Genomic DNA, 23,194 nt, shown 5'->3' on the forward strand with positions numbered 1-23,194 from the left:
CTTTTCTGTCAGTCTTGGAATCCATTCCTGTCTAATCCTGGACGTCACCGTGCTGGTTGTCCTCCATCTTCAGCGGCTCCTTGCAGTGGTTGAAGCCTTGCCATTTCAGATGGTCGAACGCGCCTCTGAAGGAGGATTCGAGGAACTGCTGCACATTTTCAGCTTCCCCGCCGTCCATGCCGTTTTTCATTTCATAGAGATACTCCGCCATATCGGCTGAAAAATAGCTGCCTTTTGGGAATGTGTCATCGGTAGCAGGCGCTTCATCATCCACGAAGGGATAGGGAAGTGTGAAGAATGTGGGATATTCGAAAGTGTCATCCCCCAGCCAGAAGCCGAACTCGATCATATGCTCATCGAAAGCGGCGCGCTCGATCACTTTGCTGTCGTCCGGGAAGGGCTCGAATTCATTGTGGATGAGGATGCAGGATACATCGAACGTTCCCCAGAACAGGCCCGGATACACTTTCCGGTGGCGGAGCGGTGCGAGGAACTTCATCTCAGCATCCCGTGCAAACTGGAACCATTCGAGGACAATATTCGCGACGTGGTCGTTATAGTGGTGATGGCCGATGTCATCTTCGAAAGGCGTCTTGAAGTCCATTTCCTGCGGCTTCGTATTGATGTAGAGCTTCAGTCCCTCTGCAGCGGCGGTGTTGATGATCTCCTGGTAATACTCGCTGATCGGCTTGCCGCTTGCCATTTCGATGTGTGTATCATGCGTCCCGGTTTTGATGACGATGATCCCCCGCGACAGGTCCGCCTCGATTTCGAAGTGTGCATCCCCGCGCCTGAGCAGGCCGGTGGAGAACCCGCGTGGTGTAATGTCGAGGATCACATGTGCCCATTGTGGTTCCTGTGGCGCATATTCAAGCTTGATCTTGCCGAGAATCTGAGAAATCAGCTGGAGTGTCGTAATCTCATTCTTATATTCAGTATAGAATCCCATAAAAATTCACCTCTTAGAGTCAGAATACCCTTTTGAAGCCACGATATTCTCTCCATTTACCATAAAAACCGCCCGGACTGTCAACAGACAGCCCGGGCGTAAATCCATCAATGTCATTATACGATTCCCTGGATCCTGAGAATGATTTCGGCGACGATTGCAGATCCGAGGTATGTACCGAGGAGCACCAGCATGCCGATGATGATGGTCTTCCAGCCGAGCTTGGCAAAGTCGGCCCATGAGTTGCCGATGGAAATGCCGGCATATGCGAGTATCGGCGTGGTCAACGCGAGCAGGTTCACTTCCGCGGTCCATGCATAGAGCGTTTCCGCACCCGGTACGCCGGGAATCGTTACCAGGAATCCGAGTATGCCGATATAGGCGATGCTCGGCACTTTGAAGGGCAGGTAGTGGTGGATGACCATGCCCGCCAGCACGATAGCCATCAGCGTGATGATGCCGGGCAGGGCGGTAAGCGGCATGACACCGTAGCCAATCATGTTGCCGATGAGTGTCAGTGCACTCACGATGGTGAGGGTCAGTGTCCAGTCAATCAGCTTCTCTTTCATTTTTCCACCCCTTTACCCTTTGACTTGATCTTCATGACAAGCGAGTAGTACTTTTCCGCCAGCGGCAGTGCGATGAAGAGACTCATGTAGAGTCCTGTCACCGATGTAAGCAGGTTGCTGGCGCCCGAATAGGCGGTGATGATGTCGCTCTGTTCCGGGAACATCGATACAAGCGGCCCGAGTGAAGCGGCGGTCATGCTTCCGCTGCCGATTCCGGTCGCCATGGCGAATGATAATGGACTGATCGGCAGCAGGGAGGCGAGGAGTCCTGAAGCTAGCCCCATGAAAATCGCCCCGAAAATCGTGCCGAATATGTACATCGCAACCACACCGCGACCTTCAGGCGAGGAGACGCCGAACTTCTCTGAGATGAGAGCGAGGTTCGCCTCACGTCCGATGGAGTGGGTCATGCCTATCGTTTCACGCTTCAGTCCCAGAAAGATGGCTACCGGCAGTGCGATAAGCACTGTCGCGATGTTCCCGATTTCCTGCAGTATGAGTGCAGGCCCTGCCTCTATCAGTTCAGGCAGGGCAGGTCCCGCCTCGACACCGAACTTCGCAATCAGCAGCGTGACGGACATGAAAACCAGTGTCTCCGCCTTTTTGGACTGTGCCTTATTGATCAGCGGTGTGAAGAATGTACCGAGTCCGATGACTACGGCGTAGAGCATCGGCAAAAGCAGGATGACACCCGCCCCGATGGCGATTTCATAGGTGCCGATCAGTTCAGTCAGTATCACGATTCCAAGTACGACGGCATGCAGCCGCCAGTCTTTCCACAACCCTCTTGGTTCATTGCTCATATTATGCACCCTTTCATGGTGACCGTCAGTTGTTCTCCATGTATTCAACCGTGGATTTGGCCAGTATTTTTGCTGCGATCAAAAGAGACTCCTCATTGATGTCGAACTTCGGATGGTGGTGGGGGAACGGATCCTCCACACCGTCAGGCTGGGCACCCGTGAAGAAGTACGTCCCTTTGACCTCCTGGAGGTAGTAGGCATAATCCTCGCCGCCCATGATCGGATCGATCTCCTTCACTTCATTGACGCCGGGGACCGTCTTCGCCACATCCCTGACGAATTCCGTCTCTTCCTTGTGATTGACGAGCACCGGGTAGCCTTTCTTGTATTCATATTCAAAGTCAGCATCCGACAGATGACATGTCCCTTCGACGACACGACGGATCTCCCGATCCATATGTTCACGGACATCCTCTTTCAGAGTACGCACTGTACCGGAAAGTTTCGCGGAGTTCGCAATGACGTTATACGGGCCCGCAGCCTCGAAGTTGCAGACGGACAGAACTGCAGAGTCGAGCGGGTTCACACGGCGGCTGACGATCTGCTGGAGATTGTCAACGAGCTGGGAGGCGATCAGGATGCTGTCCTTCGTATCCTGCGGCATCGCACCGTGACCACCCTTGCCCTTGATCGTGATTTCAAATTTGTCCGCCGCAGCCTGAAGCGCATCCGTACGGTAGTTGATCTCGCGGAACGGCGTCTGCGCCTGCAGGTGCGTGCCGAAAATCACATCCACACCATCAAGGCACCCGTCCTCGATCATCGCCTTGGCACCACCCGGCGGCAGCTCCTCGGCATGCTGGTGGATGAAGACAACATTCCCCTTCAGTTCACCCTTCATCCGGTTCAATACCTTCGCCACACCAAGCAGTGTCGCAGTATGGCCGTCATGACCGCATGCATGCATCACACCCTCATTCACAGACTGGAAAGGAAGACCCGTATCCTCCTGGATCGGCAAAGCGTCAAAATCCGCACGCAGCGCAACAGTCGGGCCATCAAGCCCACCTTTTAAGTAGGCAACCACACCATTGCCCCCAACACCCGTCTTCACCTCATGACCAAGATCATTGTGGAAATCCGCGATGAATTTCGGCGTTTCAACCTCCTCGAAAGACAACTCAGGATGCTTATGCAGATGTCTCCTGATGTCCACAATCTCATCATATATGGTGTCCAAACTTGAAAATAACTGTTGCATGTTTAACGTCCCCTTTATAAGTTGATGGTTTGCTTATAAAAAGTATATAGGGAGAAAAAAGAACAGTCAAAATATTCTTTGAATTATGGTGGGATATCCAGGAAAGAGTAAAAATTAGGGGTTCATGAAGAGGGTATATAATAATATAGATTTTATGGGTTGAAGGAGGAATGGTCATGGCCGATATCATGACTTCCGAACAGAGAAGAAGGACAATGAGTAAAATCAGAGCCGTTTCCAAATTGGAAACTATGGTTTCGAATGAATTATGGAGGAAAGGATACCGTTTCAGGAGAAACACAAGGGGAATGGTGGGTACTCCAGATATATCAATCAAGAAATACAAAGTCGTCATATTCATAGATTCATGCTTCTGGCATCAATGTCCGGTCCATGGGAATATGCCAAGGACAAACGTGGAGTTTTGGGAAAGGAAATTCACCAGAAACAAAGAACGGGATCAAGAGGTGGATCAATATTATAAGGAGAGGGGATGGAATATAAAAAGAGTATGGGAACATGAGGTGAGGAATGATCTGGATGAAGTTGTTTCAGATCTGGCTGAGTTTAAAGATGAATCTAAAAGGAATTGAACTTATAGTTAGTGAGCTTCTGTTCACGATCATGATTAAAGAGAACGATGTGTATGGCAAAATGAAAGTGCAGAGCTTTGCAATGTAGAAATGCAGAGGTCTGCACTAATTTAATTTGGTGTAGACAATTTTCCTGGTCCGATGGCGTATTTTTTCAAGCTGATAATTTCCCTTTACGAAAATCAGATAAAGTCATGATTGCTGAGCAAGTTATTGATGACTGTGCCTTTTATCCATAGATTTTGCCGATACATAGTGACATTGTTTATAGTCAGTGGTTTTTTAGATGAATCGGTGCCTGTTCCCCTGAAAAATATATCGTATTCCGAACCTTTCGGGAAGTTTGGAGCGGTACTGGCTATACCATTCTTGTTTATAATCTGCTCGCCACTTTTTTTGTAACAGGTTCATCAATCAATTTATCATTGAATATCAAATCCCGTACGATATTCCAGACACACTCGACGTTATTATATATGAAATCATCAGAGAAGTTCACTCTCTTGAACCCTTTGAAGACATTTTCTGAAAGTGGTGCTTTAGTATAAGGTTCTTCAAAAATTATGAATAAGAAAGGGTTTGTGAAGTATGCATGTAAAGATGAATCCTCGAAATTCAAAGTTTTATCCAGCCATTCATCAAATTCTATTGCCATAAGTTTGGTGTCTTCTGTCCTGTATCCTTCTACGGTCTGCCGGATGGTCTTGACTGTCAGTCCGACCTCTTCAAAAAGTTTGACTTTGGATAGTTTCTTTTCACTGGATTCAAACATGGACAGAACAATTTTTTCGCCAATCGCCTTATCGTAGTCGTTGTTATTGGAAGATTTTTTCACATCAATATTCAAGACTTCTACTATTTCATCTAATGTCATCCCCTGATAATGCTGTGTTAATGATTTCAACTTATTATCAAAGTCTCTGAAGGATAATATTTCTTCATCCAAATCCTCGAGTTCATTACTGAAGTACCTGTCCACGATGGTAGATACAACATTTCTCTTTAGTCTGAACCTGGGCCTGTTTGGCCATTTTGGCGATGTATCTATGAACATAAGCTGGTCCCTTAAGGCGCTTGAAAGCGTGGGGTACATTTCTTCAGGATCATCATGATTTTTATGTATATTGGCTATGTAGTCTTTTACTATTGCCCAGTCATTCTCAAGGATTTTCCTCTCTTCTTCAGGAAATTCGAATATCTCAAACCCCTTGATATAAAAATCTGCATAATCTGAGACGGTCACTGTTGATTCAGAATCGTAATGATAATAGATTAATAATAATTTCTCTAGTTTATTCCAAAAATGAGAAGTGTCAAAGTCCTGGTTTACGATTGTTTCTGGTGATACAGCGGTAATGGTCATAGGCTCTTTGGCTTCGAATTTCTTAGGTGATTTTTTTGAGAAACGAATACCAGTCGTTTTCACTTCTATTTCTTCGCCATCTACAATTAAGTCGGGAGCTTGGTAGGAATTGGCAGGAAATCCTATGACTGATTGCTCAATGACATCCCCTGCTATCCCTGTAACTTTTTTATGATTTTTTACCTTTTCAAAAACTCCTTTCGAATCTACATCGCCCAATGTTTTATTAATGACGGAATTCAGTACACTTTCCAATTCTTTTTTTGAGATTTCATAGCTATCCATAGTGCACCACCTATAATATATGTATAAAATAATTGGAACAAATTTTGAATTTTTTTTCAAGTTCTGTTCCTGGATTATATACTTGATCACAGAGTGTTACTATGATATAATATTTAGATATAATATAAGCTTTGAAGTGGGGGCAAATGCATTTTGAGGAAATTGAAAGTTGCAGAACTTTTTGCTGGTGTAGGTGGATTTCGCCTTGGACTTGAGAATACAAAAATGAATAAATTTGAAGTTACTTGGGCAAATCAGTGGGAACCAGGCAAAAAAGTACAACATGCATTTGATTGCTACTCCACAAGATTTGATACAGGGATACACGTCAATGAAGATATAGCTGAAGTGTCGGATAAGGAGATGGCCGATACGAGTGCTGATCTGATAGTAGGTGGATTCCCTTGCCAAGATTATTCAGTAGCGAGGTCACTGAATGGTGAACTCGGGATTTCGGGTAAAAAAGGGGTCCTGTTCTGGCAGATCACCCGATTCATACAGAACACAGTTCCGAAATATGTACTATTGGAAAACGTGGACCGTCTGTTGAAATCACCTTCCAAACAACGTGGCAGGGATTTCGCCGTCATGCTTTCTACCCTTAACGAATTGGGATATGACGTTGAATGGCGTGTCATCAATGCTGCAGAATATGGGAATGCACAAAGACGCAGAAGGGTTTTTATTTTTGCGTATAGAAGAAATATGGCATACGGAAAAGCGATGAGTGACGTATCGCCGAAATCTTTGATATATAAAGAGGGCATGTTTGCGAAGGCATTCCCAGTTGAAGGGGAACCATTTAAAAACAGAGAAGCTGAAACAAGCATTTCCAGTGATATTGTAGAAGTGTCGGATAACTTCTCATTTGAATTTTATAATACCGGAATCATGAGGAATGGTGGAATAACGACAATTCATACAGTGCCGGTTTCAGAAGAAGCGACACCATTGAAGGAAATCATTGAAGCGAACTACGATGAGAAATATATCGTAGAAGGAGCAAAGCTGGATAAGTTCAAATATCTGAGGGGCCAAAAGCGTGAAGAGCGGACTGCTAAAAATGGGCATAAGTATTTCTATACTGAAGGTGGCATGAGTGAAACCGATGATTTGAACCTGCCCGGCAGGACAATGCTGACAAGCGAAGGGTCAGTGAACAGAAGCACACATCTGCTGAAAACCGATGATAATTATAGGACCCTGACTCCAGTAGAGGCAGAAAGATTGAATGGCTTCCCTGACAATTGGACAGACACAATGCCAGAAAGAACGAGATATTTCTGCATGGGGAATGCGCTAGTAGTTCCTTTGGTAACTAGGATGGGGAACGAGATAGAGAGAATAGATATAGAATACCCAGAAAATATAACTCAAATAGAATTGTTATGATTATTGTTAACTTTAACAATCCGTGTGGAAAAAATTAAAATAATATAATTATAACAGGAGAGATGAATCATCTCTCCTGTTTTTTTGTCATATAAAACTAGAATATGTGTTATAAATACATTATAATTGTTATATAAAATATATATAGTATTAATAATTAAAATATAGAACAGAAGGTGATTATTTGGAGAACAAACATGATAAATTCATTAGATTAGCAGAGCATAGGACTAATGATGTTTTAAATAAACTAAGATTAATAGGAAATTTGTCGAATAAGAAAAACTATAATTATAGCTCCGAAGAAGTGAATGAGATTTTCAATGCTATAGATTCTGAATTGAAAAAAACTAAAAACATGTTTGAATTAGAGAGTGAAAAAAATGATTCGCAATTTAAATTTAGAAAAGGAAAAGGTTGAAAATATGAAAAAATGGAAATTTCCAAATGGAAAAGATCTCACTCCCTCGGGACACAATAATACTGCTATAGAAATGTTTCTGGATAATATCATAAACTCCTTAACTCGAGAGGTAGTGCAGAATTCATTAGATGCTCATAATCCAGAAATGGGTGCTCCGGTCAAAGTGACGTTCAACGAGTTTTTAATTAGCAAAAATGATATCCCTGGTTATGATGAAATTAAAGATTTTGCATTACCGAGAGCCATAGAAATGTGGACGGAACATAACAATGAAGACACATTGGATTATCTAAGTAGATTTAATGAAGTCTTGACTAGTGGCAATATTAAAGTGCTTAAAATCAGTGACTATAATACAAGAGGATTGAATCAAAATAGTTATGAATCCTTGGTCATTGGAAATGCTTATTCTGTAAAAGAGAATGCAGATTCCGCTGGAAGCAAAGGAATCGGTAAAGCGGCCCCATTTGCTGCTTCTGATTTAAGAATGGTTTTTTATAATACAGTACCTACCCACGATGTAATAAAATCAGTTGGCATAATGAATTTTGTTTCATTCTTATTTGAAGAAAATGAAAACCATATTACTCAAGAAAGAGCTTCCTTCATTTTAAATGATAAAGATTTTATACCAGAACAGACTACTTTTGGTTTGAAAAAAAGAGCGGAAGATGAATATGGTACAGATTTATTTATTATAGGGCTTAAAGAACTAGAAGACATGGGGACCTCTATTCTGCTTTCTGCTATAAATAATTTTCTCATATCAATTATCAAGAATGAATTAGAAATTGAAGTTGGAGAAGTAGTGTTAAATAACAATAGTCTTGAAAAAATTTTGAAAAACCTTACGCAAAAGGAGTTAAAAGGTCATGAAAGAGCCATTCTTTCTAGCACTTTGAGCTTTTATGATGTAATGACCAATGAGAACACTATTAAATTGAATTTAAATGAAACCTTTGATCAATTTTCTTTCATTGAAAACCGAGAGGATGCTACGTTATTTCTTTTGCAACATAGCGATGCTACTCGAACTGTATTGCAAACACGTAAAGCAGGCATGAAAATTTATGAAAGGAACAGAATAAGCGGAAGCATTAATTTTACTGGTGTATTTAAAGCAGATGGTAAAGAATTGAACACATTACTTAAAGATATGGAGAATGCGAATCATAACATTTGGAGCACTGATAGATTAAGAGGTAGTAGAAAAGCCGAAGCGGAAAAGTTTTTGAAGGCATTATATAAGTGGTATAAAGAAAGCGTAAAAGAAGCATATGAGACAACAATGGAGGATGATATTGAAGCGTTTGGTGTGAAAGACTTGCTACCATTAAGAGAACAGGAAACTCAAGAAAATGATGAAGAATCAAGAGATTCAGGAATCATAAATAAAATCAGCAATATCTATATAGACAGGAAAAGTCCTAGTAATCAAGTGAAAAACGGAGAAAGGGAGGAGGAAGAGGTAAAAGAAGATTTAGAACTAACAGGGGTCGGCTTGGGAGATACGTCAGGTCCGGGAAGTAATCGTACAGGGGAAGCTGGCGGAAACTCTCCTGGAAATGAATATGGTTTTGGAGAAGCAGATGGTAATACGGGACCCGATGAGTCTGGTAGTACAGCTGTGATAAGCAAAAGAAATAAAATTTCTGTTTCAAAGAATGTTAAAATGAAAGTGTTGGAAAGAGATTCTAAAAAAGGAAGGTTCAAACTAGTAGGTAAATCAGATAAAAACATTGATAAGTGCCGGATAGAATTGAGCTCAATTGGTGGTGATGGCAGAGCATTTCCAATGACATTATTAGAGGTCGCTTCTGAAATGGATGAAAATTCTGCCACTATAGAAAATAATGATATCTTGATCACTAATATAAAGAAAAATGAATATTTTAGAATTAATATAGAAATCGACAGTAAAATAAGAATAAAGATGGAGAGTGTAGTCTATGAGATTAAAAGCTGACTTATTTCCTTATCCGGTGTTAAATTCAAATCTCGATGACTTCAATAAAAGTTCATTTAAAGCCTATATTACATCGGAAAGGAAAAATGACTCCCAAATCGAATTGAATATAAAGTTTGAATTGTACGATGAAACTATTATGGGTTTGATAAGGTCAGGTAAAGCGGCCTATTCTGTCCATTTAGAAGGTCAGTCATCAAGCTATAGAAAGGTTTTTACTTTGGGTAAAAATGAAGACTATATCAGTGTAATGATTTCATCTGACCAAGTGAATGGTAAAATTGAAGCGAACATGATGGTCATTGCCATAGAGGAAATTTCTAATTATAGTAATCCCAATTTCAATGATGAATTCTATGGAAAAGACTTTACCGTGAAGTCTATACACAAAGGAGATATTTTGGCTTTTGATGTAATGGCAGAAATAAAGTTGGAGTTTTCTAATAAAGAAAATCCTAATGCAAAATCGATGATAAGGATAGCAGCAAAAGAACAAGAAATGATGAGTGTAGACATTGACGGTGATATCATTAGAGTATACTTGCCTCTAAAAGAGCACGAAGCTTATAGCTATCTCTCTCAGATGGATGATATAAGACAGAGATTACTATTAGCAACAATAGTTTTACCTGCTTTAAGTTATACAATTGAAAGAGTGAAAGACCAAGAACAAGATGAAAATCTGGAGTGGTTCTTGACCTTGAAGGAAATGCTAAAAAAATTGAAAATAGATATAGAAAAGTTAAGTAACTATAATTCTTTAGAGATTGCACAACAACTCCTTGATTACCCATTCAAGAATACTTTATATAGCTTTTATGATTCAGAGGTGGATTATAGTGGATAAATTACCATATGTTACTGATGAGTTTTTAGATGAATATAAAACAAATTTTAACTTACAATATTTGTCGTTCTATATTAATGAAGATTATGAGAAGATTTCAAGTATTTTCAAGAAAGAAGAAAATATTAGGTATAGTTCAAAAACTTTTGAATTTATTCCTCTCGAAAATGAAACGGAAAACCCCGAAGCTGCCTCTCGAAATATAAGATTAATACGGAAAAGTTTGGGGCATCTAACGGTTGCAGAAGCAGAAAATGAAAAATTATGGGTGGCATTGGAGAATACTTTTTATTTAAATTATCATCTAGATCAATTAAAGAATGCCCCTGAAAAGAGTATTGAAGCTAGGACAGTGTTTACGAGGTCGAAAAAAAGATCTTTAGTTTTAAATAACCTTTCACTTTTGTGGTGGATTGGATATTATATGTATGATGAATCCAACAGAGAAAATCCTTATCATTACGCAGATTATTTTGTGAAAAATAGTTATCGAGGAAACTCTGTAGCTTTTTTATCAAGTAATATAGTGTCTAATAAGGAGTTGGTATTAGGCGTTTTGGCAGCAATCATGGAGTTGGAAAAAAATAATGGAATGATTGTGAATAGATATTCATATACCAACTCTAATAAATTGCTGAATCAGGTTTCCGGAGTAAGTGTAATCGACATATTAAATCGTCATGATATAAAAGAAATAATAAAAGATAATCTATTGAATATGGACAAAATAAGGGTGGAAAAGAAAGTCGTTCCTGTCTCCCAATAATTATATTAAAACCTGAGGACTGATTTCTCAGGTTTTTTGCTGCTCATTTTTTCACACTGTGTGAAAAAATGATTGCTTTCTCCCAATGCATCATCTAGAATATATTTAACAGAATATTTAAAACTCTATTTGTTAGCGTTTTCTAAAATTATTATTAATTAAACAAAAGGAGATGGATGGGTATGGCAATTGCAGATCTGAAGCAGCGTGTTAATGAGTTCCTTGATGGTGAAATGGGATTGTATATAAATGGAGAGTATGTGCAGTCTCAAAGTGGTAAGACGTTTGATGTCTTGAATCCTGCGACTGAAGAGAGGATTGCGCAGGTAAGCGAGGCGGATGAGTCTGATATCGATAAGGCGGTCGCGTCTGCGAGGGAGGCTTTTGACGAAGGGGAATGGACGAAGATGGAGCCTGCTGACCGCTCGCACCTGATCTATAAATTTGCAGGTCTTCTTGAGGAGCACAGGGAGGAACTGGCTCAGCTTGAGGCGCTGGATAACGGAAAGGCATATCAGCAGGCGCTTGAGGATGATGTGGACGGTACGGTGCAGCATTTCCGTTATTATGCCGGCTGGGCTACGAAGATTTCGGGCAAGACGCCTAATGTTTCTCCGGATTATGTGACGTATACCGTTCATGAGCCCGTCGGGGTGGTCGGGCAGATCATTCCATGGAACTATCCTCTGGCGATGGCTGGATGGAAACTTGGTGCTGCACTGGCTGCGGGTTGTACCATTGTGCTTAAACCGGCATCTGAAACGCCACTGTCGATGCTGTATGCTGCGAAGTTATTCAAGGAAGCAGGATTCCCTGATGGTGTTGTGAATATTGTTCCAGGTGCGGGCAGTATCGCAGGTAATGCTCTGGTTACACATCCTCAAGTGGATAAAGTGGCATTTACGGGATCCACTAAAACAGGTGGTTCGATCATGAAGAAGGCAGCGGATGATATCAAGAGTGTAACACTCGAACTTGGCGGGAAATCTCCTGCCATCGTGCTTGAGGATGCAGATCTTGAGACAACGTTGGATGGCATCTTTGATGGAACAATGTATAACTCGGGTCAGAATTGCAGCGCAACAACGCGTATTTACGTCCACAGGAATTTATATGATGAAGTGCTTGAAGCTCTTAAGGAGAGAGCGGAGAAGACAGTTGTAGGACCGGGTCTCGATGATGATACGGAGATGGGACCATTGGTTTCTGAGAAACAGCTGGATACTGTCCTCGGCTACATTGAAAAAGGGAAAGAGGAAGGGGCAAGGCTGCTTACCGGTGGCGCCCGTAAGGGTGATAAAGGCTACTTCGTTGAACCGACAATCTTCGCGGATGTTGAAGATGATATGACGATTGCCAGGGAAGAAATCTTCGGGCCTGTAATGTCAGTGTTCGTATTTGATGAAGTCGATGAAGTGATCAGGCGTGCAAATGACAGTGAATACGGTCTCGCTGCAAGCGTATGGACGGAGAACATTAAAAAAGGCCATTACATCGCAAGCAAACTTGAGTCGGGTACTGTTTGGGTGAACGATTTTGGACTTGAACTGGAAACAATGCCTTTCGGCGGATATAAGAAATCCGGTATCGGCAGAGAAATGGGCGGAGATTATGGTATTTCCAACTATGTTGAAGTGAAGAGTGTATTTGTTAATATCAAACAGGACTAAAGCGTAAGAAGGTGCAATATGGATGATACGTTGGGCAGTGAACTGAAGAAAGTACGAAAGGGTAAAAGGATGACCCTGCAGGAATTGAGTGATAAGAGTGGTTTATCCATCAGTTTCCTGTCACAGGTAGAAAGAGGGCTCAGGACACTGACTTTTACGTCGCTCAGAAAAATCTCTGAAGCTCTGGAAGTGAATATTAATTTCTTTTTCGATAATGGTGGTACAAGCATCAAAAAGAAGATCAATAAGCAAAAAGCCGATTCCGGAAATTTTTCCTATACAAGTCTGGTGGGGCAGATGAAAAATCCGGATTTCACTCCAGCAATCATTGAGCTGAGTGCGGGAGAATCACAGAAAGTGCCGTATACCCACAGCGGTCAGGAATTTGTATATGTATTATCCGGGCAGCTGGAGGTTGAACTGGAAGGGACGAAAGAAACACTGTACGAGAATGAATCCATCCATATCGATTCCTCATTGGCCCATCACTGGTATAACGATACCAATGAGGTAACGGTATTGCTTTTGGTGTCATCTAATCAGAATTGATCAAGGCATGAAAAAAGGTGCGCTCTTAATTTGAGTGCACCTTTTTACAGTTCTATGATCTGCAAGCCTCTCGGGAAGGTTGTCAGCAATTCCGCTTCTCCGTTTTCATTAATATAGACTTCCTCTTCGATGCGAACGCCGCCATATCCCGGGATATAGATGCCGGGCTCAATCGTGAACAACATGCCTTTCTCAGCAATATCTTCATTGAGGTGATGGATTGACGGGGCTTCATGGACTTCGATGCCGAGTCCGTGACCGACGCGGTTGTTGAAGTATTCACCATATCCATTTTCTTCGATGACGTTGCGTGCGGCGATATCGAACTTTTTTAATGGTACGCCTGCTTTGACTGCATCGACCCCCGCCTGGGTGGATGCTTTGACGATATTGTAGATCTCTTTTTGCTTGTCGGAGGCTTCACCGATGATGAATGTCCGGGTGATGTCCGAACAATACCGGTCACGGGTGATCACTCCGAAATCGATGAGCAGGAAGTCTCCATTCCTCAGCTCCCTGTCCCCGGGTGTACCGTGTGGCAAGGCCGCCTTTTCCCCTGCAAGGACCATAGTGGAGAATGAAGGTCCTCCTGCCCCGTATTTCTTCATAAGGTATTCGAATTCCGCCACTAGATCTGCTTCCGTCATCCCCTCTTTGATTGTTTTGAGTCCGTCTTCGAGCACTTTTTCAATGATGTTCACCGCTTCTTTCAAACCTTCTATTTCCTCACGGCTTTTGAATGCCCGCTGATGATTAATGACAGGTTGGATATCGATGAATTCAGCATTCGGAAATGTTCCTTTCAATCCATTATGATGCGCTACAGTCACTACGTTCATTTCGATGCCGATTTTCGCTGCTTTTTCTTTTATGTTGCTTTCAATGATTGTAAAAGGGTCCTGTTCATCGGATATCGGGATGATGAAATCCACCTTGGCGATACCCGCTGCAATCTCCTTATCGAGTGCAGGCAGGAAAAGATAGGTTTCTTCAGATCCAGTATCGATGAAAAGCGACATATAACGCTCATGTGGGTCTGCATAAAATCCGGTGAGATAATAGATGTTCGACGGGTCGGTGATTACAGCCATCCCGGTATTTTCATTTTTCAGATGTTCCGTCAGTGTGCTGATTCTTTTGAAGTAGTCGATAGTCATATAGTTAATTCATCTGCCTTTCTTTTTCGATCTCCTTCCACATCACCTCCACTGTCTCTCTCCCGTGGATCAGGTCTTTGTGGAATTTCACTTTTGCGTTCTTTCTTTCGTTGTTGATGCTTGCAAGTGTGCATATGGCTGCTTCTTCGTCCCCGAGTATCCGGTGGGCTGCGAGCTGTCCCTGGTACATGGCGACTTTGGCGTTTTCTATGCCGGTTACGTTGCCTGCGACATATAGATCCGGGAGTTCTGTTTCCATCATCTCACTGTGAAGCGGGACATACCCGCCGAGGGGTTCTGAATATACGTGCCTGAGGTCGAGCAAAGATCCGATTTCACTGAGCGGGGCGAGTCCGTCTGATATGCAGACGAAGTCGCACTGGATTTCTCGTTTCCTGCCAACGGGCCTGCCTTTAGAATCGGTCTTCTGCATTGTAACTGACTCCACTTTCTCTGTACCGTTTATACGGATGATCTTCTCCTTGATTGAGATTGGAAGCCCCATGGCTTTGACGCCGCCTTTAGGGAACAGTTTCAATGCTGCGGGATGAAGCGGCTTTACTCTGCCGGCCACTCTCGTTCCGAATGAAATGAACTTTGAAGGGGCGGAATTGCCGAGTGAGACAAGTGTTTCGAATGCGTCTTTAGGTGTCTGGTCGTTGATCTTATTTTTCGGCGGCAGGCAGATTTTCGCAACTTCGATATCCGTATAGCCGAGCTCCATGGCGATGACCATGGATAATGGATTGATGCCGATGATGACGCCTTTATTACCCGGTTTGACCCGGCTGAAATTGGTGAGCACCTGGGCGGCGCCGACGGTCATGACACCGGGCAGATCCCAGCCGGGGAGGGGTGTGGATTTCTCCCGTGCGCCGGTGGCGATGATCAGTGATCTGGACTTGAAGACGCCTGCTGTCGTATGGACGGTATAAATGTCATCAAGTTCCACATTGTACACGGAGGTGCTCAGTCGGATTTCACTCTTCCCCTCTGTCTCCATGATCAGCCGGCGGGCGATTTCAAGCCCGTTCCACCATCTGCCTTTTTCTTCTTCGTAGAGCTGTCCGAGGAGTCGGCCGCCTGCATGGAAGTATTCATCCAGAACCAGCACTTTCTGACTTTCCTGCAGTATTTTTGCGGCACTCAGCCCGGCCGGTCCTGCACCGATGATGATCGTATCAAACATGGCTGTCATCTCCTTTCACCAGATGTGGCAGTTCTGTCTGCTGTTTGACACTCATGCCTTCTTTCACTGGTGTCAGGCATGCTCTCTGGTTCTTTTCTCCGCCGATGGTGACGCGACACTCGGAACAGTGGCCGATGTTGCAGTAGAGGCCTCTCGGTTTGCCGTCCTTTTCATGGGTTCTGAGTGTTCTTATGCCGTTGGCGAGCAGGGCGGCTGTCAGGCTTTCCCCCTCCACACCGTAAATGGTTTCTCCGTTCCATTTGAAAGGGACAAATTCGTGCCGGATGGCCCCTAGTATTTTATGATTCAGTATCCGTTCTGTCATGATTCGCCCTCCCCTGAGAGTTCTTTCAATGAAATGGTCCGGATTGGCGGCTGTGATTTCAGATGCACATAGCCGGGAGACGCGTCATTCTGATCCCCTGTCAGCTTTTCGAGGAACGGCCCGCATGTACGCGAACCGCAGAATCCCATGCCTGCCCGTGATTTCAATTTGAGTTCCCTTGAATTATTCGTTCCGTTCTCCATTATATTTATAAGATCTGAATAATAGACATTTTCACATCTGCATACGACAAAATCGTCTTCCTGCCTCATATGGAACACCTCTTTTTCCCTTTTATCCATCAGTAAGAAAAAAAGATGCCAGCTACAGCCCGAATCTCTTCACTTTGGCATAAAGGGTAGGGCGGCTGATGCCGAGTGCTTTGCTGGCTCTCTCTACATTCTGGCCATTCTCCTCCAGCACATGCCTGATATAATCCGCTTCGATCTTTTCCACGTAGTCTTTCAGTTCCAGTTCTTCAGTGACCGAGGGCAGTGTGGCTTGTTTTGCATCTTCGCCGACTTCGGTCAGATACTGGTCGAAAATCTCGTTATTCAGTGCTTCCTCATTCGAGAAGATGACCAGTCTTTCGATGACATTGATGAGTTCCCTGACGTTGCCCGGCCAGTGGTATGCCTTCAGGTGGTTGATCAGCTGCTGGTTCGCATATTTGACGTCCGTTCCATATTTTTCAGACAGACTGTACAGATAGTAGAAAAATAATGATTCGATGTCATCCGGCCGTTCCCTGAGCGGCGGTATGTGGATGTTGACAACATTGATCCTGTATAACAGATCGGATCTGAAATCGTCAGATGCAAGCAGGTCGGCAATCTTCCTGTTGGTGGCCGAAACCAGCCTGAAGTCCGCCGACTTCTCTTTGTTGCCGCCAAGTTTGAAGTACTGCTTTTCCTGGAGCACCCGGAGGAATTTCACCTGCATATCAAGCGGCATGTCCCCCATCTCATCGAGAAATAAAGTCCCGCCTTCTGCGAGTTCAATCTTCCCTTTGTTGCCTTCCCGGTTCGCTCCCGTGAACGCCCCTTTTTCGTACCCGAAGAGTTCAGACTCGAACAGATGGCTCGGAATGGCACCGCAGTTGATCGGGATGAACTCGCCTGATACGTCGCTGGTATCATGGATTGATTTGGCAAAGAGTTCTTTGCCGACACCGGTCTCTCCGGTGATCAGTATGTTTGCATTCGTCTTCGCCGCTTTTTCAATCCGGGTTTTGACATGTTCTATGACGGAACTCTTATATATGATATTCCTGAAATTACCATTCTTCAGCTGTTTCATGTTATCGGAGAGGACGCTGACTTTATTCTTCAGTGTCTCAATCTGCTCCTTCTGGCGCTTCTGTTCGGTAACGTTGACTTCGGAGACGATGGCGCCCTCAACTTCCCCGTCGATCAGAATGGGCATGGACTTTATATCTACATATATATTGTTTGTCGCCTTATGCTGTTTTTTTACGATTGTCTTATTATCCCTGAGTGATTCCAGCATGACCAGGTGTTCTTCCCTGAAGACTTCCGTGATCTTTTTGCCGATGACATATTCATTGCTCATGCCGAAAATCTCTGCAGCCCTGTCGCTCCAGTAGATGACGTTCTCCTGTTTATCGATGATCGTGAACGAATGATTATGGAAATTGATCAGTTCTTTTATAAGCGCCTTCTCCAGCATTTCTAACATCCCCTTATTGTTAAATTACTAATAATAATTATATAAATATTTACAGAGTTAATCAAACTTTCTAATAATTTAAGTTTTTAAGGCTGGCATCCTTTTTTCTTAGTAGTAATTGAAGGAGGTGGGGTGATTCATTGAACAGAGACATTTACGATGTATTGATCATAGGCGGAGGAATCATTGGCGCAAGCATTGCCTACTATACGGCGAAAACCGGATTGAAGGTGGCTTTGCTGGAAGGGAGTACGCTCGCTTCAGGTACGAGTTCCAAATGCGATGGGAATGTGCTGCTGATCGATAAGGAACCCGGGTTCGACAGCCGGATGGCGATAAAGAGCCAGGCTCTGATCAGCGAGCTGTCCGGAGAATTGGAAATGAAGTTTGAATTCCGGGATCCCGGCAGCATCTTCCTGTGTGCGGATGACGATGAACTCGAACAGGCACATGAGTGGGTGGACCTGCATAATGCTGAAAATGGTGAGGATGAATTTTTCAGGAAACTGACGAAGGAGGACCTGAAAAATGACTCCAAATATTTTTCCGATCATCTTGTCGGCGGCATCGAATGTACGAACGATTCGACGGTGAACCCTTACATGCTTACTTTTGCACTGGTCCACCAGGCGAAGAAATATGACTTTTCATTATTTGAGAACACCCCGGTGACGGATGTTGAGCAGACGCATGATGGGAACTTCAAAGTGTTTTCCCACGGGGATGTATTCAAAACGAGGAAGGTCATCAACGCCGCCGGTGTCCATGCCCCGAAAGTTGCGAATATGGTCGGCATGGATGTTCCGATCAAACCGAGGAAAGGTCACATTCTTGTGGCATCCCGCTCGGAACTTATGGGAACGCGTAAAATTCAGGAATTCGGCTATCTGATGACGAAGTTCGGCAAGGAACGCAAGGCATCGAAGGAGATGAACGACTACGGCATCGCGCTCGTCCATGAGGCGACCGAGAGCCAGAATTTCCTGCTCGGAAGCAGCCGGGAGTTCACGGGTTTTGACACAAAAGTGGATCATAGGATCATCCAGCTTATCGCCCGTCGGGCCATCGAATATTTCCCGCAGATGAAGGATATGAATATCATCCGCAGCTATGCCGGCCTCCGGCCGTGGACGCCGGACCATCTGCCCGTCCTGTCCGAAACGAAGATTCCGGGCTTCTACATTGCAGCCGGGCATGAGGGAGACGGCATCGGGCTGTCGGCAATAACCGGACTCTGGGTATCCCAGATGGTGACAGACTCACTCGAGGACGACATCAGTCCGCTTGACATCAACAGGTTCAGGGAGGTGCACGCATGAATCAAAACAGCAAGCAGTTTATCACACTGGATACCCATACCGGCGGAAATCCGACACGTACTGTCCTGGCCGGAATGTCGGAGCTCGCGGGGGATACCATCCAGGAAAAGATGCTCGACATGAAAGAGAACCATGATCATATCAGGAAATTCCTTGTGAATCCGCCGCGGGGCCATGATGTCATGAGTGGTACGATTCTGCTGCCGGCTTTGCGGCCGGAAGCGGACTACAGTGTGATATTCATAGAGACGGGCGGCTATCTTCCGATGTGCGGACATGACACGATCGGGACGTGCACTGCTTTAGTCGAAATGGGATATGTGGAGCGGCAAGAACCGTTTACATCCGTCGTGCTTGATACGCCTGCGGGTGTCGTTGAAGCAAAATGCAAAGTGGAAAACGGTAAAGTTGAAGAAGTAACTTTTGTCAGCACGGAATCCTTTCATTTAAAAACGGTCGATGTCCTGTTTGAAGGCCGGAATGTAAGGTGTGACATAGCGTACGGCGGTAATTTCTACGGGATCATCAGGGCGGAAGATTTAGGCTTGTCACTCGATATCGCAAATTCCGAGGGTATTGTGGCGGCCGCAATGGAATTGCGGGATGTCATCAACAGTGAACATGACGTCAGGCATCCTGAATATCCCTTCATCAATAAGCTGACACATATGGAATTGTATGAAGAGGGAGAGGTGGTCAGGAACACTGTGGTCGTTCCGCCTGGCGGTATCGACCGTTCACCGTGCGGGACAGGCACTTGTGCGAAAGTCGCGACTTTGTATAAAGAGGGCAGGATCAGTGAGAATGATCTCTTTATTCATGAAAGTATTACAGGATCACAGTTCAAGGCACGGCTCATCAGCTCTAAAGAAGAAAATGGCATCACATTCAACAAAGTGTCGATTACCGGTTCCGCCTGGATCATGGGCAGGCATGATTTTTATATGAATGAATCAGATCCATTACAAAATGGCTATTTGCTGATACCGGATATATAGGGGTGAAAATATGATTGTGAAAACAGTGAACAGCTATGACATCCACATACATGGCCAGCTTCTGCGGGTAATTGAAAAAAACGAGCTGAGGGCGGGACCTGAAGGATTCGATGTAAAAAAATTGCTTCTGAACGAGCCGAGAGGAAGTAAATATATGAATCTGCTGATTTTTCATGAAGATGAAGTTTCGGGAAGTTTGACAGTCACTCTTGATTCAATCACCGGTATTGAAAACGAAGATGTTCTGTTGAAATCATTTGTTTCATCATTGGTCGACCGGGGCCGGATTGAAAAAAAGGAAAGCTACTCTCTGGACTTCAACGGCCGAACGAAGAAATATGGCCAAAATGAGCTCATTGAAACGCCATTATATGAGGTCGGTTTGACTGATGGTTTATATGAAGTGAATCACAAAAAGATAAAACTGGTGGAAACCGGGCTGCATATGGATATTCAATATATTACTTCGATCAAAAAGGAAATTGAAAAACTGAATGACAGTACTTATGATTATCTGATTTTAAACAATGAGGGGAAACATGCAACAGCGAATAAGAACAATGATATCCTGCCTTATCCAATCATAGAGGTGATTTCTCTTTTAAACAGAGAAGCGAGACCTGAGGGAATAACAACATTGAATTGGGATGATATCAAAATCCAAAATGGCAAGTTCAAACATACATATCAGTTGATATCGAATTCACAGTTCTACATCGATCACACTGATATATATACAGAAGGGTTTGTCATTAAATAATTAAGGGGGATTAATATGACAAAGAAAAAGAAACTGCCGAGTCTCGGTGTCTTGCTCACGATACTCGGGCTGTTTGTTGTCATAATGTTTGGTTTTATAGTTATTTTGAAATTGCCGATACAACTGGCTCTACTTGTAGTCTGGTTTGTGATACTGGGCTTTGGGGTGTACCTTGGCCACAATTATCTGGAAATGGAAAAAGGACTTTTAAAAGGTATCTATGAAGGCATGGGGGCAATTCTGATACTTATTGCGGTCGGCGCCCTGATCGGTTCCTGGATTGCCGGCGGGGTAGTGCCGACGATGATTTATTATGGTTTGAATATTATCAGTCCAAGTATCTTTCTGATGGCTGCCATGATTATTTGTGCGATTACTGCACTTTCCACAGGGACTTCATTTGGTTCTGCAGGTACAGCGGGTATTGCGATGATGGGTATCGGGGAAAGCTTCGGGCTTCCGACTTATCTAGTTGCGGGAGCAGTCATTTCCGGGTGCTATGTAGGAGATAAGATGTCGCCCTTGTCAGATACAACTGTAATGACAGCTTCGCTCTCAAGAGTGGATCTTTTCAGGCATATTAAGTCCATGTCATTCGTATCGATACCAGCGTTTATAATTTCAGCGGTTCTTTACTGGATTGTGGGTGCAGTCATGTACGATGGCCGGGGGGATCTGTCGATTGCTGAAAATACACTGACAGGTCTGGAGCAGAATTTCAATGTGTCATGGATGATGCTGATTCCAGCAGTGGTAGTCATCGTTATGCTGGCGTTTAAGTTGCCGTCAGTTCCAGTCATCCTATTTGGTGCATTACTGGGCAGTTTATGGGCGACCTTGTTCCAGGGCTACGGATTCATAGAAGCGATCCAGACCTTATATTCAGGCAGTGAGCAGAGTACGGGCATCGCATTTATAGATAATCTGCTCAACCGAGGCGGAATCACATTCATGCTCGAAGTCATCCTACTGATCATTCTGGCTTTGGGCGTTGGAGGTTTACTTCAGTCAATCGGTGCATTTACAGTGATTGGCAACCTGTTCGCCAAATGGGCGAACAATACCGGAAATCTTACGCTTACAACGATGCTGGCATCATTCTTCGGTGTATTCTTTGGTGGGGCAGCCTATGTTTCTTTACTTACCGGCACCAAAATCACAGAAGAGAACTATAACCGTAAAAATGTCAGCCGCACACTGCTGTCAAGAAACGTTGAAGCCGGAGGAACAGTAACCACTCCCATGGTGCCGTGGTCTGATGGCGGTGTTTTCATGGCAACCACGCTCGGCGTAGCGACATTAGCGTACCTGCCATTTTTCTGGTATGGATTTTTAGTGATAATAATTTCACTGATATACGGTTATTTCGGATTATTCATAATGGAGAAAGATGATCATGAAAAAGCGAAGGATGAAGATCATGAAGAAAATGGAGGATATGAAACCTATGAAAAAACAGTTTGAAGGGGCATTCCCCGTACTGATCACACCGATGCATGAGGATTACAGCGTGAATTACAACGGAATGAAAGAGAACGTCCAGTATTATCTGGACCAGAACGCGGCCGGGATTGTCATCGTCGGCAGCACCGGCGAGTTTGCTTCACTGGACGAGGCAGAGAAGAAACAGATCGTGGAGCTGGTGGGCCCGATGGTGAAGGATACCGATACGAAGCTTTTGGTGGGCATCGCCGACGAGCGGACAAGCAAGGTCATCGAGTATGCGAATCATGCGGAAGACAATCATGCGGACGGCCTGCTGCTCATCAACTCCTTCTATCAGACGCCGACGGAGGAAGAGGCGTTCCATCAGTTCAAGGATGTCAATGACCAGGTGACAAAACCGATCATGATGTACAACAATCCATTCACTGCAAATATCGATCTGGAAAATGAAACGATTTATAAGATTGATAAAGAACTCGATAAAGTGCAGTACATCAAAGAGTCCAGCGGGGACATCCGCAAAGTCCGGGCCATCGCAGATAATGCGGATCTTGTACTGTTCTGCGGCTCGGATGATCTGGCATTCGAATCATTCGTGCAGGGGGCGACGGGCTGGGTGTCCGTGGCAGCCAACATTGCACCGAACAGCGCGGCCAAACTGTATGAGCTGGTGAAGGCCGGCAAGTACGATGAAGCGAAGGCACTCAATAAAGATCTGCTGCCCCTCTGTGAGTTCCTGGAGGACTCCGGCAAGTATGTTCAGATCGTCAAAAAGGCGATGGATCTGAAAGGTCTGAACGGCGGGCCGTCCAGAAAGCCGCGCCTGGGGCTCACCGATGACGAGGTCAGTCAGCTGAAGTCCCTGATGGAAAAACTGGATTAGCAACGCACAGAGCACTATCCCCGTATGACACATAGAGAAAGGAGTAGTCCG

Annotated in this window: 23 protein-coding genes; 13 read left to right on the forward strand and 10 right to left on the reverse strand. The window is 44.2% G+C overall.

Features of this window, described 5'->3' with window-relative positions; translation table 11 throughout:
- Window positions 1–31: 31 nt before the first annotated feature.
- The 4 genes from WN59_RS04980 to WN59_RS04995 all read right to left on the reverse strand — a co-directional run bounded on the left by WN59_RS04980 (window position 32) and on the right by WN59_RS04995 (window position 3,522).
- On the reverse strand, window positions 32–949 hold the full coding sequence (locus WN59_RS04980) for a DUF5996 family protein (RefSeq protein ID WP_046513574.1): 918 nt from the start codon (window positions 947–949) through the stop codon (window positions 32–34).
- A gap of 116 nt (window positions 950–1,065) precedes the next feature.
- Window positions 1,066–1,518 carry a hypothetical protein gene (locus WN59_RS04985; RefSeq protein WP_046513577.1) on the reverse strand — a complete coding sequence of 151 codons (453 nt, stop codon included), beginning with the start codon at window positions 1,516–1,518 and terminating at the stop codon, window positions 1,066–1,068.
- Window positions 1,515–2,321: a DUF3100 domain-containing protein gene (locus WN59_RS04990; protein ID WP_046513580.1), complete on the reverse strand. Its 807-nt coding sequence runs from the start codon at window positions 2,319–2,321 to the stop codon at window positions 1,515–1,517. Before WN59_RS04990 ends, WN59_RS04985 begins: the two co-directional genes overlap by 4 nt.
- 25 nt (window positions 2,322–2,346) lie before the next feature.
- Window positions 2,347–3,522 carry an amidohydrolase gene (locus WN59_RS04995; protein WP_046513583.1) on the reverse strand — a complete coding sequence of 392 codons (1,176 nt, stop codon included), beginning with the start codon at window positions 3,520–3,522 and terminating at the stop codon, window positions 2,347–2,349.
- 176 nt (window positions 3,523–3,698) lie between these two features.
- Here WN59_RS04995 and WN59_RS05000 point away from each other — a divergent pair, with 176 nt between their 5' ends.
- Window positions 3,699–4,115 (forward strand): very short patch repair endonuclease, encoded by a 417-nt coding sequence (locus WN59_RS05000; RefSeq protein WP_046513587.1) that lies wholly within the window; start codon window positions 3,699–3,701, stop codon window positions 4,113–4,115.
- Window positions 4,116–4,488: 373 nt separating this feature from the next.
- Here WN59_RS05000 and WN59_RS05005 read toward each other — a convergent pair whose 3' ends face one another.
- Window positions 4,489–5,763 carry a MutH/Sau3AI family endonuclease gene (locus WN59_RS05005; protein ID WP_231577119.1) on the reverse strand — a complete coding sequence of 425 codons (1,275 nt, stop codon included), beginning with the start codon at window positions 5,761–5,763 and terminating at the stop codon, window positions 4,489–4,491.
- Between the two features lie 153 nt (window positions 5,764–5,916).
- Here WN59_RS05005 and dcm point away from each other — a divergent pair, with 153 nt between their 5' ends.
- From dcm to WN59_RS05040, 7 genes are all read left to right on the forward strand, one after another.
- Complete coding sequence (gene dcm / locus WN59_RS05010; protein ID WP_046513591.1) at window positions 5,917–7,155, forward strand: DNA (cytosine-5-)-methyltransferase; 1,239 nt, start codon at window positions 5,917–5,919, stop codon at window positions 7,153–7,155.
- Between the two features lie 184 nt (window positions 7,156–7,339).
- Window positions 7,340–7,576 carry a hypothetical protein gene (locus tag WN59_RS05015; RefSeq protein WP_046513597.1) on the forward strand — a complete coding sequence of 79 codons (237 nt, stop codon included), beginning with the start codon at window positions 7,340–7,342 and terminating at the stop codon, window positions 7,574–7,576.
- Entirely contained in the window at window positions 7,539–9,545 is a 2,007-nt protein-coding gene (locus tag WN59_RS05020) for a hypothetical protein (protein WP_156172393.1), read from the forward strand. The genes WN59_RS05015 and WN59_RS05020 overlap by 38 nt, the downstream gene beginning before the upstream one ends.
- Window positions 9,529–10,392: a hypothetical protein gene (locus WN59_RS05025; protein ID WP_046513603.1), complete on the forward strand. Its 864-nt coding sequence runs from the start codon at window positions 9,529–9,531 to the stop codon at window positions 10,390–10,392. Before WN59_RS05020 ends, WN59_RS05025 begins: the two co-directional genes overlap by 17 nt.
- Window positions 10,385–11,158 (forward strand): DUF6339 family protein, encoded by a 774-nt coding sequence (locus tag WN59_RS05030; protein ID WP_052747277.1) that lies wholly within the window; start codon window positions 10,385–10,387, stop codon window positions 11,156–11,158. The genes WN59_RS05025 and WN59_RS05030 overlap by 8 nt, the downstream gene beginning before the upstream one ends.
- Window positions 11,159–11,340: 182 nt before the next feature.
- Window positions 11,341–12,828 carry an aldehyde dehydrogenase family protein gene (locus WN59_RS05035; RefSeq protein WP_156172394.1) on the forward strand — a complete coding sequence of 496 codons (1,488 nt, stop codon included), beginning with the start codon at window positions 11,341–11,343 and terminating at the stop codon, window positions 12,826–12,828.
- An 18-nt stretch (window positions 12,829–12,846) separates the two neighbouring features.
- A complete protein-coding gene (locus tag WN59_RS05040) occupies window positions 12,847–13,377 on the forward strand; it encodes a helix-turn-helix domain-containing protein (protein ID WP_046513611.1) in 531 nt (176 codons plus the stop codon).
- Window positions 13,378–13,421: 44 nt separating this feature from the next.
- Here WN59_RS05040 and WN59_RS05045 read toward each other — a convergent pair whose 3' ends face one another.
- From WN59_RS05045 to WN59_RS05065, 5 genes are read right to left on the reverse strand one after another with little or no spacing between them, the layout of a single operon-like run.
- Window positions 13,422–14,534, reverse strand: a complete 1,113-nt coding sequence (locus tag WN59_RS05045) for a M24 family metallopeptidase (protein WP_046513615.1) — start codon at window positions 14,532–14,534, stop codon at window positions 13,422–13,424.
- Between the two features lie 4 nt (window positions 14,535–14,538).
- Complete coding sequence (locus tag WN59_RS05050; protein ID WP_046513618.1) at window positions 14,539–15,723, reverse strand: NAD(P)/FAD-dependent oxidoreductase; 1,185 nt, start codon at window positions 15,721–15,723, stop codon at window positions 14,539–14,541.
- On the reverse strand, window positions 15,716–16,048 hold the full coding sequence (locus WN59_RS05055) for a (2Fe-2S)-binding protein (protein ID WP_046513621.1): 333 nt from the start codon (window positions 16,046–16,048) through the stop codon (window positions 15,716–15,718). Before WN59_RS05055 ends, WN59_RS05050 begins: the two co-directional genes overlap by 8 nt.
- Window positions 16,045–16,320, reverse strand: coding sequence for a (2Fe-2S)-binding protein (locus WN59_RS05060; protein WP_046514337.1), 276 nt, complete (start codon window positions 16,318–16,320; stop codon window positions 16,045–16,047). The genes WN59_RS05055 and WN59_RS05060 overlap by 4 nt, the downstream gene beginning before the upstream one ends.
- Before the next feature lie 52 nt (window positions 16,321–16,372).
- Window positions 16,373–17,737 (reverse strand): sigma-54 interaction domain-containing protein, encoded by a 1,365-nt coding sequence (locus WN59_RS05065; RefSeq protein ID WP_046513626.1) that lies wholly within the window; start codon window positions 17,735–17,737, stop codon window positions 16,373–16,375.
- 140 nt (window positions 17,738–17,877) lie between these two features.
- Between WN59_RS05065 and WN59_RS05070 the strand changes: the two genes are divergently transcribed.
- Genes WN59_RS05070 through WN59_RS05090 form a run of 5 tightly spaced genes read left to right on the forward strand, consistent with a single transcriptional unit; the run spans window position 17,878 to window position 23,143 of the window.
- Window positions 17,878–19,056, forward strand: coding sequence for an NAD(P)/FAD-dependent oxidoreductase (locus WN59_RS05070; protein ID WP_046513628.1), 1,179 nt, complete (start codon window positions 17,878–17,880; stop codon window positions 19,054–19,056).
- Window positions 19,053–20,054, forward strand: a complete 1,002-nt coding sequence (locus WN59_RS05075; protein ID WP_046513630.1) for a proline racemase family protein — start codon at window positions 19,053–19,055, stop codon at window positions 20,052–20,054. Before WN59_RS05070 ends, WN59_RS05075 begins: the two co-directional genes overlap by 4 nt.
- Window positions 20,055–20,064: 10 nt before the next feature.
- On the forward strand, window positions 20,065–20,814 hold the full coding sequence (locus tag WN59_RS05080) for a hypothetical protein (RefSeq protein WP_046513634.1): 750 nt from the start codon (window positions 20,065–20,067) through the stop codon (window positions 20,812–20,814).
- 15 nt (window positions 20,815–20,829) lie between these two features.
- Window positions 20,830–22,278, forward strand: coding sequence for a Na+/H+ antiporter NhaC (nhaC, locus tag WN59_RS05085; protein WP_046513638.1), 1,449 nt, complete (start codon window positions 20,830–20,832; stop codon window positions 22,276–22,278).
- Complete coding sequence (locus WN59_RS05090; protein WP_046514340.1) at window positions 22,262–23,143, forward strand: dihydrodipicolinate synthase family protein; 882 nt, start codon at window positions 22,262–22,264, stop codon at window positions 23,141–23,143. Before nhaC ends, WN59_RS05090 begins: the two co-directional genes overlap by 17 nt.
- Window positions 23,144–23,194: the final 51 nt, after the last annotated feature.

Source organism: Salinicoccus sediminis (assembly GCF_000986795.1).
Lineage (GTDB): Bacteria > Bacillota > Bacilli > Staphylococcales > Salinicoccaceae > Salinicoccus > Salinicoccus sediminis.

What these genes read in the sequence shown, in the direction of transcription:
- WN59_RS05040 (WP_046513611.1), top strand. Translation starts at nt 12,847, where the DNA reads ATGGATGATACGTTGGGCAGTGAACTGAAGAAAGTACGAAAGGGTAAA.
- WN59_RS05025 (WP_046513603.1), top strand. Translation starts at nt 9,529, where the DNA reads ATGAGATTAAAAGCTGACTTATTTCCTTATCCGGTGTTAAATTCAAAT.
- WN59_RS05020 (WP_156172393.1), top strand. Translation starts at nt 7,539, where the DNA reads ATGATTCGCAATTTAAATTTAGAAAAGGAAAAGGTTGAAAATATGAAA.
- WN59_RS05075 (WP_046513630.1), top strand. Translation starts at nt 19,053, where the DNA reads ATGAATCAAAACAGCAAGCAGTTTATCACACTGGATACCCATACCGGC.
- WN59_RS04990 (WP_046513580.1), bottom strand. Translation starts at nt 2,321, where the DNA reads ATGAGCAATGAACCAAGAGGGTTGTGGAAAGACTGGCGGCTGCATGCC.
- nhaC (WP_046513638.1), top strand. Translation starts at nt 20,830, where the DNA reads ATGACAAAGAAAAAGAAACTGCCGAGTCTCGGTGTCTTGCTCACGATA.
- WN59_RS04995 (WP_046513583.1), bottom strand. Translation starts at nt 3,522, where the DNA reads ATGCAACAGTTATTTTCAAGTTTGGACACCATATATGATGAGATTGTG.
- WN59_RS05080 (WP_046513634.1), top strand. Translation starts at nt 20,065, where the DNA reads ATGATTGTGAAAACAGTGAACAGCTATGACATCCACATACATGGCCAG.
- WN59_RS05060 (WP_046514337.1), bottom strand. Translation starts at nt 16,320, where the DNA reads ATGAGGCAGGAAGACGATTTTGTCGTATGCAGATGTGAAAATGTCTAT.
- WN59_RS05050 (WP_046513618.1), bottom strand. Translation starts at nt 15,723, where the DNA reads ATGTTTGATACGATCATCATCGGTGCAGGACCGGCCGGGCTGAGTGCC.
- WN59_RS05045 (WP_046513615.1), bottom strand. Translation starts at nt 14,534, where the DNA reads ATGACTATCGACTACTTCAAAAGAATCAGCACACTGACGGAACATCTG.
- WN59_RS05000 (WP_046513587.1), top strand. Translation starts at nt 3,699, where the DNA reads ATGGCCGATATCATGACTTCCGAACAGAGAAGAAGGACAATGAGTAAA.
- WN59_RS05005 (WP_231577119.1), bottom strand. Translation starts at nt 5,763, where the DNA reads ATGGATAGCTATGAAATCTCAAAAAAAGAATTGGAAAGTGTACTGAAT.
- WN59_RS05090 (WP_046514340.1), top strand. Translation starts at nt 22,262, where the DNA reads ATGAAAAAACAGTTTGAAGGGGCATTCCCCGTACTGATCACACCGATG.
- WN59_RS05065 (WP_046513626.1), bottom strand. Translation starts at nt 17,737, where the DNA reads ATGCTGGAGAAGGCGCTTATAAAAGAACTGATCAATTTCCATAATCAT.
- WN59_RS05055 (WP_046513621.1), bottom strand. Translation starts at nt 16,048, where the DNA reads ATGACAGAACGGATACTGAATCATAAAATACTAGGGGCCATCCGGCAC.
- WN59_RS04980 (WP_046513574.1), bottom strand. Translation starts at nt 949, where the DNA reads ATGGGATTCTATACTGAATATAAGAATGAGATTACGACACTCCAGCTG.
- WN59_RS05035 (WP_156172394.1), top strand. Translation starts at nt 11,341, where the DNA reads ATGGCAATTGCAGATCTGAAGCAGCGTGTTAATGAGTTCCTTGATGGT.
- WN59_RS04985 (WP_046513577.1), bottom strand. Translation starts at nt 1,518, where the DNA reads ATGAAAGAGAAGCTGATTGACTGGACACTGACCCTCACCATCGTGAGT.